The sequence below is a fragment of the Thauera mechernichensis genome (assembly GCF_029588855.1).
GTDB lineage: Bacteria > Pseudomonadota > Gammaproteobacteria > Burkholderiales > Rhodocyclaceae > Thauera > Thauera mechernichensis.
Genome location: NZ_JARQZE010000014.1, coordinates 1 through 14,189, shown reverse-complemented (window position 1 = coordinate 14,189; position 14,189 = coordinate 1). Strand labels below are relative to the sequence as shown.

Annotated in this window: 16 protein-coding genes and 2 pseudogenes; 11 read left to right on the top strand and 7 right to left on the bottom strand. The window is 63.6% G+C overall.

The genetic code is table 11. The features are described from left to right. Window positions 1-46 precede the first annotated feature (46 nt). The 9 genes and pseudogenes from P7F68_RS15580 to P7F68_RS15540 all read left to right on the top strand — a co-directional run bounded on the left by P7F68_RS15580 (window position 47) and on the right by P7F68_RS15540 (window position 5,404). Window positions 47-172, top strand: a complete 126-nt coding sequence (locus P7F68_RS15580) for a hypothetical protein (protein ID WP_277834506.1) — start codon at window positions 47-49, stop codon at window positions 170-172. Between the two features lie 92 nt (window positions 173-264). Then, window positions 265-1,140: a transporter gene (locus P7F68_RS15575; RefSeq protein ID WP_277834504.1), complete on the top strand. Its 876-nt coding sequence runs from the start codon at window positions 265-267 to the stop codon at window positions 1,138-1,140. 156 nt (window positions 1,141-1,296) lie between these two features. Then, on the top strand, window positions 1,297-1,737 hold the full coding sequence (locus tag P7F68_RS15570) for a hypothetical protein (RefSeq protein WP_277834503.1): 441 nt from the start codon (window positions 1,297-1,299) through the stop codon (window positions 1,735-1,737). Between the two features lie 7 nt (window positions 1,738-1,744). Continuing rightward, window positions 1,745-1,999, top strand: coding sequence for a hypothetical protein (locus P7F68_RS15565; RefSeq protein ID WP_277834501.1), 255 nt, complete (start codon window positions 1,745-1,747; stop codon window positions 1,997-1,999). A gap of 70 nt (window positions 2,000-2,069) precedes the next feature. After that, window positions 2,070-3,020: pseudogene (locus P7F68_RS15560) on the top strand (IS5 family transposase). Window positions 3,021-3,324: 304 nt separating this feature from the next. After that, window positions 3,325-3,477: a hypothetical protein gene (locus tag P7F68_RS15555; protein WP_157354456.1), complete on the top strand. Its 153-nt coding sequence runs from the start codon at window positions 3,325-3,327 to the stop codon at window positions 3,475-3,477. A 447-nt stretch (window positions 3,478-3,924) separates the two neighbouring features. After that, a complete protein-coding gene (locus tag P7F68_RS15550; RefSeq protein ID WP_277834498.1) occupies window positions 3,925-4,425 on the top strand; it encodes a hypothetical protein in 501 nt (166 codons plus the stop codon). A gap of 44 nt (window positions 4,426-4,469) precedes the next feature. Next, on the top strand, window positions 4,470-5,132 hold the full coding sequence (locus tag P7F68_RS15545; RefSeq protein ID WP_277834496.1) for a C39 family peptidase: 663 nt from the start codon (window positions 4,470-4,472) through the stop codon (window positions 5,130-5,132). 59 nt (window positions 5,133-5,191) lie between these two features. Further along, window positions 5,192-5,404, top strand: a complete 213-nt coding sequence (locus tag P7F68_RS15540) for a hypothetical protein (RefSeq protein ID WP_277834494.1) — start codon at window positions 5,192-5,194, stop codon at window positions 5,402-5,404. Window positions 5,405-5,452: 48 nt separating this feature from the next. On the opposite strand, the gene leuA is transcribed toward P7F68_RS15540, so the two are convergent. Beyond that, window positions 5,453-7,165 carry a 2-isopropylmalate synthase gene (gene leuA, locus P7F68_RS15535; protein ID WP_277834491.1) on the bottom strand — a complete coding sequence of 571 codons (1,713 nt, stop codon included), beginning with the start codon at window positions 7,163-7,165 and terminating at the stop codon, window positions 5,453-5,455. 171 nt (window positions 7,166-7,336) lie between these two features. On the opposite strand from leuA, the gene P7F68_RS15530 reads away from it, so the two are divergent. Then, window positions 7,337-7,807: an Lrp/AsnC family transcriptional regulator gene (locus P7F68_RS15530; protein WP_453827683.1), complete on the top strand. Its 471-nt coding sequence runs from the start codon at window positions 7,337-7,339 to the stop codon at window positions 7,805-7,807. A gap of 25 nt (window positions 7,808-7,832) precedes the next feature. Here the strand turns inward: P7F68_RS15530 and P7F68_RS15525 are convergent, their stop codons facing one another. Further along, the gene (locus P7F68_RS15525) at window positions 7,833-8,666 is read right to left on the bottom strand and encodes an ABC transporter substrate-binding protein (RefSeq protein WP_277834487.1); all 834 of its coding nucleotides are present in this window, start codon (window positions 8,664-8,666) and stop codon (window positions 7,833-7,835) included. A 128-nt stretch (window positions 8,667-8,794) separates the two neighbouring features. On the opposite strand from P7F68_RS15525, the gene P7F68_RS15520 reads away from it, so the two are divergent. Then, window positions 8,795-9,883 carry a substrate-binding domain-containing protein gene (locus tag P7F68_RS15520; RefSeq protein WP_277834485.1) on the top strand — a complete coding sequence of 363 codons (1,089 nt, stop codon included), beginning with the start codon at window positions 8,795-8,797 and terminating at the stop codon, window positions 9,881-9,883. A 5-nt stretch (window positions 9,884-9,888) separates the two neighbouring features. Here P7F68_RS15520 and P7F68_RS15515 read toward each other — a convergent pair. The 5 genes and pseudogenes from P7F68_RS15515 to P7F68_RS15495 all read right to left on the bottom strand — a co-directional run. Further along, window positions 9,889-10,452: pseudogene (locus P7F68_RS15515) on the bottom strand (chemotaxis protein CheB); the annotation flags it as partial. Window positions 10,453-10,475: 23 nt separating this feature from the next. Then, the gene (locus P7F68_RS15510) at window positions 10,476-11,327 is read right to left on the bottom strand and encodes a CheR family methyltransferase (protein ID WP_004249240.1); all 852 of its coding nucleotides are present in this window, start codon (window positions 11,325-11,327) and stop codon (window positions 10,476-10,478) included. A 128-nt stretch (window positions 11,328-11,455) separates the two neighbouring features. Next, entirely contained in the window at window positions 11,456-12,520 is a 1,065-nt protein-coding gene (locus P7F68_RS15505; protein WP_277834482.1) for a protein-glutamate methylesterase/protein-glutamine glutaminase, read from the bottom strand. Further along, a complete protein-coding gene (locus P7F68_RS15500; RefSeq protein ID WP_277834479.1) occupies window positions 12,517-13,380 on the bottom strand; it encodes a CheR family methyltransferase in 864 nt (287 codons plus the stop codon). The genes P7F68_RS15505 and P7F68_RS15500 overlap by 4 nt, the downstream gene beginning before the upstream one ends. 20 nt (window positions 13,381-13,400) lie before the next feature. Continuing rightward, window positions 13,401-13,991: a chemotaxis protein CheD gene (locus P7F68_RS15495; RefSeq protein ID WP_002925469.1), complete on the bottom strand. Its 591-nt coding sequence runs from the start codon at window positions 13,989-13,991 to the stop codon at window positions 13,401-13,403. Window positions 13,992-14,189: the final 198 nt, after the last annotated feature.

Sequence of the window (14,189 nt, the reverse complement as noted above, 5' to 3'; positions counted from 1 at the left end):
GGATGACGCCCGGGGCCGGATTGATTGCAGTTGCAGCGCCATCCGGGTGATCGAAACCCCTTGCGAGCTGTGTGACGTCGATGGCCGGATGCTGGCCGACGCGCAGCAGTACGCCGACGAGAGAGTCGTACGGCTCGCCTTCATGCAGTCGGAACAGGCGCTGTGGCCGTGAACGGCTCATCTGCGTTATTGCAATTTAAATTCATTTGTCCTAATTGATGTAATCCATTTAAGATAAAAACGCCAATGGAATGGTTTGTCATCATGATTGTTCGCTGTCGCCTTGCCGGCCTGCTTCTGGCCGTTTCCCCCGCGGTTTGGGCCGACCTGCCGCTCACCGTGGAAGACCTCATCACCGACAAAGGCAAGGTCAAGCTCGATCTTTCGTTGGCCTACGCCAACATGGACCGCAGTGGCGTGTCGACGGGTGAGCCGATCATCGTCCAGACCGGGCCCACCTCGTTCGTAGCCGTGCCTACGCTCGTGGGCGAGCGCATCGGCAACAGCGACACCCTGGTCGCCACCTTCGGCCTGCGCTATGGCCTGACGGCCAAGGCCGAGGTCTATGCCCGCATGAGCAGCCTGTCGTCGAGCCACCGCAGCAGCGGCGTGGGCGGCACGACATCGAGCAGCGAAGCGGGTTTCGCCGATGCCTGGGCGGGCGTCAACTACCAGTTCAAGCAGGATGAAAACGGCCCTGCCGTGCTCGGTTTCGGGGAGATCGCCCTGCGCGAGAAACATCGCCACAGCAGCGCCAGCTTCAAGTCGGCCATGCTGGGCGTCACCACCTACACGGCCATCGACCCGATCGTGTTCTCCTTGACCGCCGCCTACCGCTTCAACCAGAGCCGCCGCAACGGCACGCAGGACTACCGGCCCGGCAACCTGCTGCTGCTCAACCCCTCGGTGGGTTTCGCGGTGAACGACCGCGTGACGCTGACCACCGGCGTGCAATGGACGCGCCGCCAGGCCGACCGCTTCGACGGCCAGCGCCAGGGCATCGACCGCACGGCTACCGATCTGCTGCTGGGGGTCGGTTATGGCGTTGCCCGCGGCAACACGCTCAACACCACGTTCAAGGTTAACGCCTCGGGGCGCAGCGGCACGGAACTGCGGGCGAACTGGCTATACACGTTCTGATCGCTGGCGCGGCGTGCAGGAGTGCGAAGGTAGCGTGAGAAAGTCGGGCGGCAAGCCGCCCGGGACAAATTACCGGTGCCGCAAACACCGTCAATGGGTGCCTCGGGAGTCTGTTTCGAGGCTAGTTGTTGTACTTCGTGACATGAAGGAGTCTATATGAAGCAGTTCAAACACGCAGCGGTGGCGCTGGCCATGGTGGGCATGCTGTCGGCACAGGCAAACGCCAGCGAGGTGCAGGTGCAGAACCTGCAAGCCGCGCAACCGATCGCGGCGTTCAGCCAGACGGACATCGATGCGATGTTCGAGCAGGCAGGGCAGCCGATGCAGCTGGCGGCGCTGTCGCAGCAGGAGATGAGGGAGACGGAAGGGGCAGTCAATCCATACGGAGCATTATTGGGTGGTGTTGGTGGTGGGCTGGGTTACATGTTCTCCAACCAAATCAGTGGATCGCCTTTCTCTTTGTATGGATTTCTCTCTAGCGTTGGAGGCGGTGCAATTGCAGGGTCTGGCCTCGGCGCGGTTGGAGCCATCTGGGAGTTTAACTCTATAGTGAGTGTGGGGATACTTGACGGTATTGCAGGTGCTTACGGTTGGTGAGATCGCAGTGTCTCCCAAGGTGCTGAAAATCGTTGCCGCGCTAAGTATCGTCGTGGGGTTCTTGATTGCCCTGCCGCTCAATAACAGACTACTGCTTGTTGGGATCTTGTTGGTCCCGATTCTTAAGCTGATTGATGACGTTGGGAAGCGTGATTCTCTATTCTTGCTGAATCTGAGTGGCGAAGATCCGTATGCCATAATCACACATCCTTGGATTGTAATAATCGTTATTGTTGCCATCTGGTATTTTGGCAATTCTTGAACCCTTTCTAAGGAAGCTCTGATCTATTCAGAGCCCGTAAAATACTGAGGTCATGACCCGCGCTGCCACCATGAAGCAAACGACCTTCGCCTCGCTGGCTTTCGAACGGAAGAAGAAACAGACTCGTCGGGAGCGCTTCCTGACTGAGATGGAGAAGGTCGTGCCTTGGGCAGCGCTGCTGGCAGTCATCGAGCCGCACTACCCGACGACGGGCCGGCGTGGCCGTCCGCCGATGCGGCTCTCGACGATGCTGCGGATCTACTTCATGCAGCAGTGGTATGCGCTGTCCGACCCGGCGATGGAGGATGCGCTCTACGAAGTCGAGTCGATGCGCCGCTTTGCCGGTCTGGACCTCACCGACGACGCGATGCCCGATGAGACGACGATCCTCAAGTTCCGCCACCTGCTCGAGAAGCACGCACTGACCTCGCAGATGATGAACATCATCAACGACACGCTCGAGCAGCGTGGTCTCTTGCTCAAGGGGGGCACGATGGTCGACGCCACGATCATCCATGCGCCGCCCTCGACGAAGAACTAGGAACGCAAGCGCGACCCTGAGATGCATCAGACCAAGAAGGGCAACCAGTGGTACTTCGGCATGAAGGTCCATGTGGGCGCCGACGTCAATTCCGGGCTTGTGCATACCGTTTCGGTGACGCCTGCCAATGTCTCGGACATCAACCAGTTGCCGCACCCGGTGCGTGAGGATGACCGGGCGGTGTTCGGCGACAAGGGCTACGTGAACAACAAGCTCAAGCGCGTCGCGCGCAAGGTGGGCCTGTTCTGGGGTGTGTCGCTCAAGGCCAGCAAGCAGCACCCGCTGACCGAGGCGAACAAGCGTTTCAACCACAAGATGTCCTCGATCCGCGCGCGGGTGGAGCATGTCTTCCGCGTCATCAAGCGCCAGTTCGGCTACACGAAGGTGCGCTACAAGGGGATCGCGAAGAACGCCGCCCAGGTGTTCTCGCTGATCGGACTGACCAACCTTCACTTGGCGAGGCGAGCCTTGATGAGTTGATGGGCGAAATCCGCCCGCTGCACCCGAAAACGGGTGCTCGGGGCCGAAAAGGCCTCGAAAAACAGCGGTAGGCGCGGAAAAATCGATCATCGGAGTCGGCGAAAGCGGTTGGCTTGGGTGAGCGTGCTCAGAACATCAGTTGACCAGGGGTTCCTTAAGTGCTGCCGCTTGGACGGTTTATCAGTCGTCCGCATACATGCCTCTTTTCCACGCAGGAATGGCAACGATTGAGGTACTGGACCGCTTGGGCTTGTAATGCATGGAGCCTTGCCCCAGTGAATACTGGGGCAAGTGACGGTCAAAAATGAAAATACTCTCCCTTCTGAAGCGACTGATTGGCATTGGTGCCGATGCTGGTCATCATCTCGCCAACCTGGTTACATTTGTGCTGGCCGTGATTATTTTGCTCGTATGGGCAGGAGCATATTTCTTAGCCTGGCTGCGCGGCCTCGTCTGACTGAGGAAGCGGTGTGTTCTCACTGTTCGCGCTTTCGCAGATAGGTCTTTGATCTTTTTACTAACGGGGTGTTGTTTAGTAGGCTTTCCAGCATCCCCATAAGGGTTGTACGGCATTCTTGCCCGGATGACCCCTTTCTCCCTGATGCATTGGTCGTGGCATGTCGCTAGCCGCCGCAAACCGGTACTGGCCTTGTGTCTCGGATTGAGTGCGTGGGTCATGCTTGCGGGGTTTGGGCTACTTGACTCTCGCACGGAAGAAGCGGCGAATCCAGTAGTCATTGTGCTGCTCGGATTGCTTTGCCTTGGAGCTCTCATACTCGTCTATTCCGCTACAAGCGGAAGCACTGAATTGGTCAGCGTCGGAATGCTAAATACTTCTCTCTCCCTCTTCCTTCTACGCAAACTTCCCTTATCGCGCCTTGATTTTCCGCGTTGGCAATCGGTATTGGCCATCACGCTCATCGGCCAGCTGATCGGCCTCGATCCGAGTCTGCGCGACACACCACCCGACATGCCCGTACCGCCGTTGTGGCTGGCCGTGGGCATGGGCCTTCTCACAACCTGGGTGGCGTTTCTGATCATCGTCGGCGTGCTGCGCTGGTGGATGAGGCGCGGTGGCCGCTGGGACGGCCAGGGCGATCTGTTCAACCTGGTGGCAGCGTCGTGGCTGGTGGCCGATGCCCTGGGTGCGGGCTTGTCGGCGCTCGGGGTCGCCCCGCTATTCACTTTTCCGCTGTGGCTGTATTCGGTGTGGGTCGGGGCCAACGCGCTGTCGGGCGCCATTCCCAAGGCGAGCCTGGGCTACAGCATCGGCGGCATCGTCATCGGGCTGATCCCGGCCATGCTGGCCGCCATGGTCGTGTTCGCGGTGCTCGGCATCGTGCTGGCCATGCTCGGGGTTGGCCCGTTGCCGCCTCCGGGCGCAGGGCCGGCGGGTATGGGTTGATGCGACCCTTGCACAGGCGCCTCATCGCCATCGCTGCGCTGCCCATGATCAGCACCATGGTGTTGGCGGATACTCTCGGCACGGCGGACGCAGGCCCGCCCCAGCGTGCCGAAGGCGTCCTGCTCGTCACCCACTCCGTCCATCGCATCGTCCCGGTGCAGAGCTGGAAGACGCGCCGTGACGCGCGCATCGTCAAGCAGGACTTGGACTACTCTTGCGGCGCGGCGTCCCTGGCAACCTTGCTCAACAGTTTTTACGGCCAGAACGTCACTGAGGAAGCCTTGCTCAAGGCCATGGACAAGGGCGATGGCCGGGCCAGCTTCGACGATATGGCGCGCGCCTTGCCGGAGTTCGGGTTTCGGGCGCAGGGCTTTGCTGCGAGCTGGGAGCAGCTTTCACGGCTCAGGATGCCCGTCGTCGTGTATGTGAAGCACCGCAAGGACGACCATTTCACCGTTTTGCGCGGCATCAGCGGCGACACGGTGTGGTTGGCCGATCCGTCGCTGGGCAATCGCACCTATAGTCGCGCTCAGTTTCTGGCGATGTGGCAGACGCGCGAAGACGCGGACGATGGATTGGCGGGCAAGTTTCTGGCGGTGCTGCCCGTTGCCTCGGATGGTGTTCCGTCCGACGATTTCTTCACCCGAGCGCCGCGCCGCCAGAGCGCCAATGCAACGGCGCAGCTCGCGTTTCGCGTGCAGCCGTAACCGTGGCAGTCAGAGGGACTGAGATGATGCCGGGGTTGGCTACCCGCCCATGGCGTGTGTTGGCAAAGCGGGTCAGCCAGATCCTGCACACGGTGTGGGATCCGCTCGGTGTCGACTCCGAGCCTGGCGCACAGACGGAGTACGACGACTATGTGCCGGAGATCTTCCGTCTGCTTGTGCGTGATGCATCCGCTGATGGGATCGCCGCGCGGATCGAGGCTATCAGGCGCGAGCACATGGGCCTGCCCGGACATGAAGCGCGCGACCGCTAGGTGGCGATGATGCTGATCGCCTTGACCGCGCGTCGCCCGCCGCTCGCCTCAGGCCGCCTTTTCTGCCGGTGCTTCTGCGTGCGCCGGCTGTAGGCGATTGATGCCGCTGATGATGGCGCGGATCGAGGCGGTGACGATGTTGCCGTCTACGCCCACGCCGTAGCGGTCGCCGCCTTGCCCGCCGGCCTCGGTGAGCTCGAGGAAGGCGCAGGCCTGGGCGTTGCCGCCGTCCTCGCTGGGGGTGATCGAGCGCTCCTCGAAGCTGCGCACCTGGACGTCGATGCCGGCGCCGCGCAAGGCGTGGATGGCGGCGTCGATCGGGCCGTTGCCCTCGCCGACGAGCAGGTGTCGGGTGCCGCCGATCTCCACCACCAGGCGGATGCCCTGCGCCTCGCCGTGCTCGAACAGATGGTGCTCGACGTAGCGAACCGGCGCGACGGTGTCGAGGTAAGTGCTGCGGAAGAGGTTCCAGATTGCCGACGCCGACATTTCGCCGCCGCTGGCGTCGGTGACCTGCTGGACCTCGCGCGAGAACTCCACCTGCAGCCGGCGCGGCATGACGATGCCGTACTCGGTCTCGAGCAGGTAGGCGATGCCGCCTTTGCCGGACTGGCTATTCACCCGGATCACGGAGTCGTAGCTGCGGCCGACGTCGGCGGGGTCGATCGGGAGGTAGGGTACGTTCCACGGGGTGTCCGCCTTGTGGGCGGCGAATCCCTTCTTGATGGCGTCCTGGTGGGAGCCGGAGAAGGCCGTGAATACGAGATCCCCCACATAGGGGTGGCGTGGGTGGATGGGCAACTGGTTGCAGTACTCGACGGTGCGCGCAACCGCGTTGATGTCGGAGAAATCGAGCCCGGGCGCGACGCCCTGGGTGTACATGTTGAGCGCGAGGGTGACGATATCGACGTTGCCGGTGCGCTCGCCGTTGCCGAACAGGCAACCCTCGACGCGGTCGGCGCCGGCCATCATGCCGAGTTCGGCTGCGGCGATGCCGCTGCCGCGGTCGTTGTGCGGGTGGAGCGAGAGCACGACGCTGTCGCGGCGCTCGAGCTGGCGATGCATCCACTCGACCTGGTCGGCGTAGACGTTGGGCGCGGCGACCTCGACCGTGGCGGGGAGGTTGATGATGACCTTGTTGTCCGGCGTCGCGCCCCATTCGGCGGTGACGGCGTCGCAGACCTCCTTGGCGAAGTCGAGCTCGGTGGCGGAGAAGGTCTCCGGGCTGTACTCGAGGCGGATCTCGGTGCCGCACTCGGCCCTCATCTGCGCGCCGATCTGCTTGATCAAGCGCACGGCCGACACCGCGAGCGCAACCACCTGGGGCTTGTCCATGTTGAACACGACTTCGCGGAAGGTGGGCGAGGTGGCGTTATAGACGTGGATGATCGCCCGCGGCGCACCGCGTACCGACGCCATGGTGCGGCGGATGAGGTCCTCGCGCGCCTGGGTGAGCACCTGGATGGTGACGTCCGCCGGGATGTGGCCGCCCTCGATGAGGGTGCGTACGAAGTCGAAGTCAGTCTGCGAGGCGGACGGGAAGCCGACCTCGATCTCCTTGAAGCCGATATCGCACACGGTGCGGAACATGCGCATCTTGCGCTCGACGTTCATGGGCTCGAACAGCGCCTGGTTGCCGTCGCGCAGGTCGGTGCTCATCCAGATCGGCGCACGGTCGATGACCTTGTTCGGCCATTGGCGGTCGGCGAGTGCGATCGGGGCGAAGGGGCGGTACTTGGCGGCGGGGTTCTGCAACATCATGGCGCGGTCCTCGGGGGGCGTGGCGTGATTCGATGGAGGAGAGTTTACGCGCCGAGCTGCGGCAGACGATTGCGTTGTTGCAGTGCGATTCGGTGTTTGCCGGCAGAAAAGTTCACGAAACGGAAGTTTGGTGCAACAATCTGCGATTCATGAACAATGAGGCGCCTGATCATGCAGCTTGACCGCTATGACCGCCAGCTTCTGGATCTGTTGCAGCGGGATGGTCGAATCAGCAACCAGGAGCTCGCCGACCGTATCGCGTTGTCACCTTCGGCCTGCTTGCGGCGATTGCGCGCGCTGGAGGAGTCCGGCCTGGTGATCGGCTACCGCGCGCTGCTCGATGCAAAGAAGCTCGGCCTGTCGCTGATGGCGCTGATCCACATCTCGATGGACCGCCACACGCCCGAGCGCTTCTCGCATTTCGAGGCCGAGGTCGAGAACATTCCGCAGGTGCTCGAGTGCCTGCTCATTACCGGTCAGGATGCCGACTACCAGCTGAAGGTCGTCGTCACCGATATGGATGGCTACCAGGAACTGCTGCTGAACCGCATTACCCGCATTCCCGGTGTCACCGGGGTGCATTCGAGCTTCGTGCTGCGGCGGGTGATCGACAAGACGGCGCTGCCGCTGGGCAGCGCCTGATCGTTGCGTACTTGCCGGCGTTCGCTTACTGCCCGGCGTTGGGGAAGAAGAGCTGCTCGCCAGCGATCCTGTACGAGGCGATCGCTTCTTGACCGGCGGGCGACACGATCCAGTCGACGAAGCTGCGCGCTTCGGCTTCCTTGACGTGCGGGTGGCGCGCCGGATTGACGACCATCACGCCGTACTGGTTGAACAGCCGGGTGTCGCCCTCGACCAGGACTGCGAGGTCGGCGCGGTTCTTGAAACTGAGCCAGGTGCCGCGGTCGGTGAGGACATAGGCGCCGCTCGATGCCGCCATGTTGAGCGCCGGCCCCATGCCGCAGCCGCATTCCTTGTAGCCACGGCCCTTGTCCTCCAGGCCGGCGGCTTTCCAGTAGCGCAGTTCGGCCGCGTGGGTGCCGCTCTTGTCTCCGCGCGACACGAAAGGGGCTCCGGCGGCGGCGAGCTTCTGCAGCGCAGCGGCGATGTCATTGCCTGCCGCGCTTGCGGGGTCGCCCTTGGGGCCGACCAGCACGAAATCGTTGTACATCACCTGGCGGTGCGCTACGCCGTGGCCCTCGTCGACGAATTTCTGCTCGGCTGCAGCGTCATGCACGAACACCACGTCGGCGTCGCCACGGCGGCCCACATCCAGCGCCTGTCCGGTACCCAGCGCGACCACCTTCACGTCGATGCCGGTTGCCTGCTTGAACTGGGGCAGGATGTGGCCGAACAGGCCCGACTGCTCGGTCGAGGTGGTGGATGCAATCACGATCGAGGTGGCTTGCGCCTGGGCGACGAGCGGTAACAGTGCGATGGTGGTGGCCGCAACGAGGCTTGCGACGTGCTTGCTGGCGAGAGAAAGCAGTGAGGTGCGCATGGGTGTCGTCTCCGTCGGCTATCGGGCAACCGTGTTGTAGGCAAATTGGAGTGATCGGCAGGATTGGCTTCAGCGACCAGCTTGGCGCAATCTATTGGCCTAACCTAAGCTCATCAATATGAACGGCTATGCATAGGATCAGCCTCAACTACACCCTCGGCCCGGCGGCGGCGCCCGCCTTGGTGCGCAACCCCTTGCTGGACCTGCTGCAGGCGGTCAGTGTGCAGGGCTCGATCTCGGCTGCAGCACGCGCGCTTGGCTTGTCCTACCGTCATGTCTGGGGCGAACTCAAGCGCTGGGAGGCCGAGCTTGGTCAGCCGCTGATCCTTTGGGAGAAGGGACAGGCGGCGCGGCTTACCGTGTTTGCGGCCAAGCTGCTTATGGCAGAACGCCAGGTGCAGGCGAGGCTTTTGCCGCAGATCGAAGCTCTGCGTGGAGATCTGGAGCGCGCCTTTGCGATCGCTTTCGATGAGTCGGCGCATGTATTGAGCTTGAACGCAAGCTACGATCAAGGGCTTGCGGCCCTGGCCGAGGAGGCGCGTTCTGGCCGTCTGTACTTGGACATACGCTTCACGGGCAGCGTCGACGCCATCCGAGCGCTCAACGAAGGCCGTTGCACGATGGCAGGCTTCCATGTCCGCCAGCCCGCAGCGCCCGACTCGCTCTCCCGCCACACCTACAAGCCTCTGTTGCGCCCCGGGCTTCATAAGCTCATCGGTTTTGCGCGCCGCAGCCAGGGCTTGATCGTGGCGCCGGGTAATCCGCTCGCCCTATGCGGGCTGCGTGATCTTCCGCGGCCAGGCGTGCGTTTCGTCAACCGGGCTCGCGGTACGGGTACGCGTGTCGTATTCGACGAGCTTCTGGGGGAGCTCGGGGTGAGCCCTTTCTCGATCCGAGGCTACGATGTGGACGAGCCTTCGCACGCCGCGGTTGCCCAGGCCGTGGCAAGCGGTGAGGCCGATGCCGGTTTCGGGATTGAGGCAAGTGCTCGTGACCGGGGGCTGGACTTCATACCCTTGGTGGAGGAGGCATACTTCCTCGCCTGCCTGAAGTCCACCCTGGATCAATCCGCAGTCCGTGCGCTTCTCGCACTGCTCGGTTCGAGCGCGTGGCAGCGTCGGCTGGTGAGCCTCCCCGGCTACCAACCCTCGAATAGCGGTGAGGTGCTTTCGATGAGCCGTGTGTTGCCCTGGTGGCGTTTCCCCAGACGAAAGTGAGGCACTCAAACAGCTTTCAGGATTGCGTCCGGTATGCGCTCCAGCGGCAGCACCTGGTCTACGCCGCCGAGCTTGATCGCCTCGCGTGGCATGCCGAACACGACGCAGGTGGACTCGTCCTCGGCGATGGTGTGGGCGCCGGCATCGTGCATCTCCTTGAGGCCACGTGCGCCGTCGTCGCCCATGCCGGTCATGATCACGCCGACCGCGTTGCGACCGGCGACCTTGGCGCAGGAGTTGAACAGGGCATCCACCGAGGGGCGATGGCGGCTGACGAGGGGGCCATCCACCACCTGCACCGAGTAATGGCTGCCGCTGCGCGCGAGCAGCATGTGCCTGCCGCCGGGGGCGACCAATGCCCGCCCGGGCTGGACCATGTCGCCGTTGCGCGCTTCACGCACCTCGAGTGCGCACAGGCTGTCCAGACGCGCTGCGAACATCGCGGTGAAGCGCTCGGGCATGTGCTGCACGATCACGATACCGGGACAGTTGGCCGGTAATCGCGTGAGCACTGTTTCGAGTGCCTGGGTACCGCCGGTGGACGTACCGATGGCGATGATGCGTTCGCCGCTGCGGGGGAGGCGGTCGAGCTTCATCGGCGGGCGTTGTTGGTGAACTGTGCGAGCTGTTCTCGTGCGCCGGGCCTGGTGTACAGGGTCGGGCGCAGGGACGTCAGCTCGGTGGTGATGCCGCTGAGGGTTTCGGAGTGCCCGACGATGAAGATGCCGTCGTCCGCAAGGTGCGGGAGCAGGTTGCCGATGACTTTGCGCTTGGTGTCCTGATCGAAGTAGATCATGACGTTGCGCAGGAAGATCATGTCGAACTTGCCCATTGCGGCATGGCCAGGGGCGATCAGGTTGATCTGGCGGAACTCCACGCGGGTACGCAACTGGGGCACGACCTCGAGGCTGGCATCGAGCCCCTGTCCGCTCTGCGTGCAGTACTTCTTGAGCAGCGCCGGTGGAATGCCGCGTCCGCGATCGAGCGGGTATACGCCGGCGCGTGCGCGCTCGAGTACGGTCAGGCTGATGTCCGAGGCCATGACCTTCCAGTTGCCCGACATGCCCAGGGTCTCGGCCAGCACCATGGCGATGGTGTAGGGCTCTTCGCCGGTGGACGAGGCTCCACTCCAGACCCGGAAGCTTCGTCCGCGACGGCTCGCCGCAAGCTCGGCGAGCACGCCGAAATGCGCGGCTTCGCGGAAGAAGTAGGTTTCGTTGGTGGTCAGCAGGTCCACCATCAACTGGCGCTCGACGGACTGGTCCGGACGGGTGACCAGCCGGTAATAGGCGTCGAAGGTGTCCAGGCCGTAATGACGCAGTCGGCGCGACAGGCGACCCGCAACCAGCTGCTTCTTGCTGTCGGCCATGCTGATGCCCGCCAGACTGTAGATGAGCGTCTGGAAAAGCTTGAACTCCTGGTCGGTGAGGCCGGTGCTGTGCATTGTCGAGCGCCTGTGCTGAACATGGGTGGGGATCCGCCGCCGATAGTATGCATCAGCATTGCCGCATGGATGCCGCGTCGGCGCCTCGTCGATCACCTGTGCATGCGCCTCGTGTGCGCTGCGACCTTTCAACCCGCCTTCATGATCGCTTCGGCAACGAGGTCGAGCGGCAGCACCTGGTCCACACCGCCGAGCTTGATCGCCTCGCGCGGCATGCCGAAGACGACGCAGCTGGATTCGTCCTCGGCGATGGTGTGGGCGCCGGCATCGTGCATCTCCTTGAGGCCACGTGCGCCGTCGTCGCCCATGCCGGTCATGATCACGCCGACCGCGTTGCGACCGGCGAATCTGGCGCACGAGCGGAACAGCACATCGACAGAGGGCCGATGGCGATTGATCAGCGGGCCATCGACCACTTCGACGGTGTACTGTGCGCCGCTGCGGGCGAGCATCATGTGCTTGCCGCCGGGGGCGATCAGCGCGCGTCCGGGCATGACGCGGTCGCCGTGGCACGCTTCGCGCACCTCCAGCGCACACAGGCTGTCGAGGCGTTCGGCGAACATCGCGGTGAAGCGCTCGGGCATGTGCTGGACGATGACGATGCCCGGGCATACCGCTGGCAGGCGGGTCAGCACGGCTTCGAGTGCCTGCGTACCGCCGGTGGATGTGCCGATGGCGATGACGCGTTCGGTGGTACGCACCATGCTCGAGCCGCTTCCCAGGCCAGCGCCGATCATGGCGTCGACGCTCAGTTTGGGCGCCACGGTACGCGGCGCGAGCCGGCTCGCGTTGGCCCGTGCGGCGGCCTTCACCGCCTGTACCACGTCGTTGGCGCTGCCTTCGAGAAACTGCTTCACGCCCATTTTGGGTTTCGTGATGATCGCCGCCGCGCCTGCCGCCAGGGCCTGCATGGTTGCGGCAGCGCCATTCTCTGCGAGCGAGGAGCAGATCACCACCGGTGTGGGGCGCTCGGTCATGATCTTCTTCAGGAAGGTCAGGCCGTCCATGCGTGGCATCTCGATGTCGAGCACGATCACGTCCGGCCACTGGCGCTGCATGTGGCCCATGGCAAACAAGGGGTCGGAGGCTGCCGCGATCACCTCGATGCCGCTGTCACGCTCGAGGGCCTGGCGCACGGTCTGGCGCACCACCGCCGAGTCATCGACGATGATGACCTTGATCCGGCTGCTCATCGTCCGTGCCCGCTTCGCATTGCGCTGCGGTAGCGCTCGAGCTGGGCGCGGGCACCCGCGCGGCAGTACAGCGTCGGCCTCAGGGCGCCGAGCTGGTCGGTGATCCCGGTCAGCGTCTCCGAGTGGCCGACGATGAAGACACCGTCTTCGCGCAGGTGGGGGAGCATGTTGGCGATGACCTTGCGCTTGGTGTCGTTGTCGAAGTAAATCATCACGTTGCGCAGGAAGATGACGTCGAACTGGCCGAGGTCGCGGTGGTGAGGTTCGAGCAGGTTGAGATGGCGGAACGTCACCCGCTCGCGTAGCGCGGACATGACGAGAAAGTTTCCGTCCTGGCTGCGAACGCCCTTCAGGCAGTACTTCTTCATTAGCTCGGGAGGAATGCCGCGACCGCGTTCGAGCGGATAGAGCCCGGCTGCGGCGCGTTCGAGCACGGTCAGGCTGATGTCCGAGGCGATCACCTCCCAGGGGGCTGACATGCCCAGGGTCTCGGCCAGCACCATGGCAATGGTATAGGGCTCCTCGCCGCTCGACGACGCACCGCTCCAGACCCTGAGCGGGCGGCCGCGCCGGCTGGCGGCGAAGTCCTGCAGGAAGTCGAAGTGCGCCGCCTCGCGAAAGAAGTAGGTCTCGTTGGTGGTCAGCAGGTCGACCATCAACTGGCGTTCGTCGAGGGCGTCGCCGCTGGTGACGAGCGTGTAATAGGCACCGAAACTGTCGAGGCCGTAGTGGCGCAGGCGTCGTGACAGGCGGCCGGCCACCAGCGCCTTCTTGCTGTCGGCCATGTTGATGCCGGCAAGGCGGTAGATCAGCTTCTGGAACAGGCTGAATTCCTGGTCGGTCAGGCTTTGGTTATCCATGTACGGGTGGAGTCCCGAGCTCAGAACAGTTCGACATTGGACTTGGGCGGGGGACGTCGCAGTGATTCGGCATAGGCCTGTTCGGCCTTGGCGACTTCCTGGGCCGTGGCCATCGTGGTGGTCATGCGCCGGCAGTATGCATCACCTGTCGCCGGCACGAAGAGCAGCTTGCGTGAGCAAGCGCCGAGGAAGTCCGAGGCGATCAGCTCGATGCCTTCGCGATCGAGCCATTCGCGCGCGAAGTCGGCATTGCGCTTGCCGATGCCCGAAGCGGCGATGCCGCTGATGATCGTACCGCCGCCAAACGCCTTCGCCTTGATGCGATGGCGAGCCCCGCCGCGGCCGAGGATGCCGTTGAGCAACACCTCCATCGCGTAGTCTCCGGACAGCAGCGAATCCACGTCGACCGTCCCCTCTCGCTTGCGCATGTTCGGCAGCATGAAATGGTTCATGCCACCGACCCCGACAGCGGGGTCGTACATGCACACGGCAACGCAGGAGCCGAGCAGGGTGGAGATCGGCTTCTGCATTTCGACCGCCCACTCGCCCGGCGCAATGTTCCTCGCCCGGCGCTCGATTTCCTGCGGCGACATGTTGTGCCAGTCGATCATGCGGGACTGTCCTCGGCAGCCTGCAGTCGTGCCAGCCTCAACGCGCCCGACCGCGGTGTGCGCTGACCACCGTGAAGAAGTCCATCAGCTCCTGCAGCTGTCCGGCCTGTCCGCCAAGCTCCTCGGCGGTGGCGGCGAGCTCTTCGGAGGCCGAGGCGTTCTGCTGGGTGGCCTTGTTGAGCTGGCCCATGGCGTTGT

Bases quoted from the DNA above. Each gene is read 5' to 3' on its own strand.
- P7F68_RS15520 (WP_277834485.1), top strand. From the start codon at position 8,795: ATGCATAGGATCAGCCTCAACTACACCCTCGGCCCGGCGGCGGCGCCC.
- P7F68_RS15555 (WP_157354456.1), top strand. From the start codon at position 3,325: ATGAAAATACTCTCCCTTCTGAAGCGACTGATTGGCATTGGTGCCGAT.
- P7F68_RS15530 (WP_453827683.1), top strand. From the start codon at position 7,337: ATGCAGCTTGACCGCTATGACCGCCAGCTTCTGGATCTGTTGCAGCGG.
- P7F68_RS15495 (WP_002925469.1), bottom strand. From the start codon at position 13,991: ATGATCGACTGGCACAACATGTCGCCGCAGGAAATCGAGCGCCGGGCG.
- P7F68_RS15505 (WP_277834482.1), bottom strand. From the start codon at position 12,520: ATGAGCAGCCGGATCAAGGTCATCATCGTCGATGACTCGGCGGTGGTG.
- P7F68_RS15525 (WP_277834487.1), bottom strand. From the start codon at position 8,666: ATGCGCACCTCACTGCTTTCTCTCGCCAGCAAGCACGTCGCAAGCCTC.
- P7F68_RS15545 (WP_277834496.1), top strand. From the start codon at position 4,470: ATGATCAGCACCATGGTGTTGGCGGATACTCTCGGCACGGCGGACGCA.
- P7F68_RS15500 (WP_277834479.1), bottom strand. From the start codon at position 13,380: ATGGATAACCAAAGCCTGACCGACCAGGAATTCAGCCTGTTCCAGAAG.
- P7F68_RS15510 (WP_004249240.1), bottom strand. From the start codon at position 11,327: ATGCACAGCACCGGCCTCACCGACCAGGAGTTCAAGCTTTTCCAGACG.
- P7F68_RS15570 (WP_277834503.1), top strand. From the start codon at position 1,297: ATGAAGCAGTTCAAACACGCAGCGGTGGCGCTGGCCATGGTGGGCATG.
- leuA (WP_277834491.1), bottom strand. From the start codon at position 7,165: ATGATGTTGCAGAACCCCGCCGCCAAGTACCGCCCCTTCGCCCCGATC.
- P7F68_RS15575 (WP_277834504.1), top strand. From the start codon at position 265: ATGATTGTTCGCTGTCGCCTTGCCGGCCTGCTTCTGGCCGTTTCCCCC.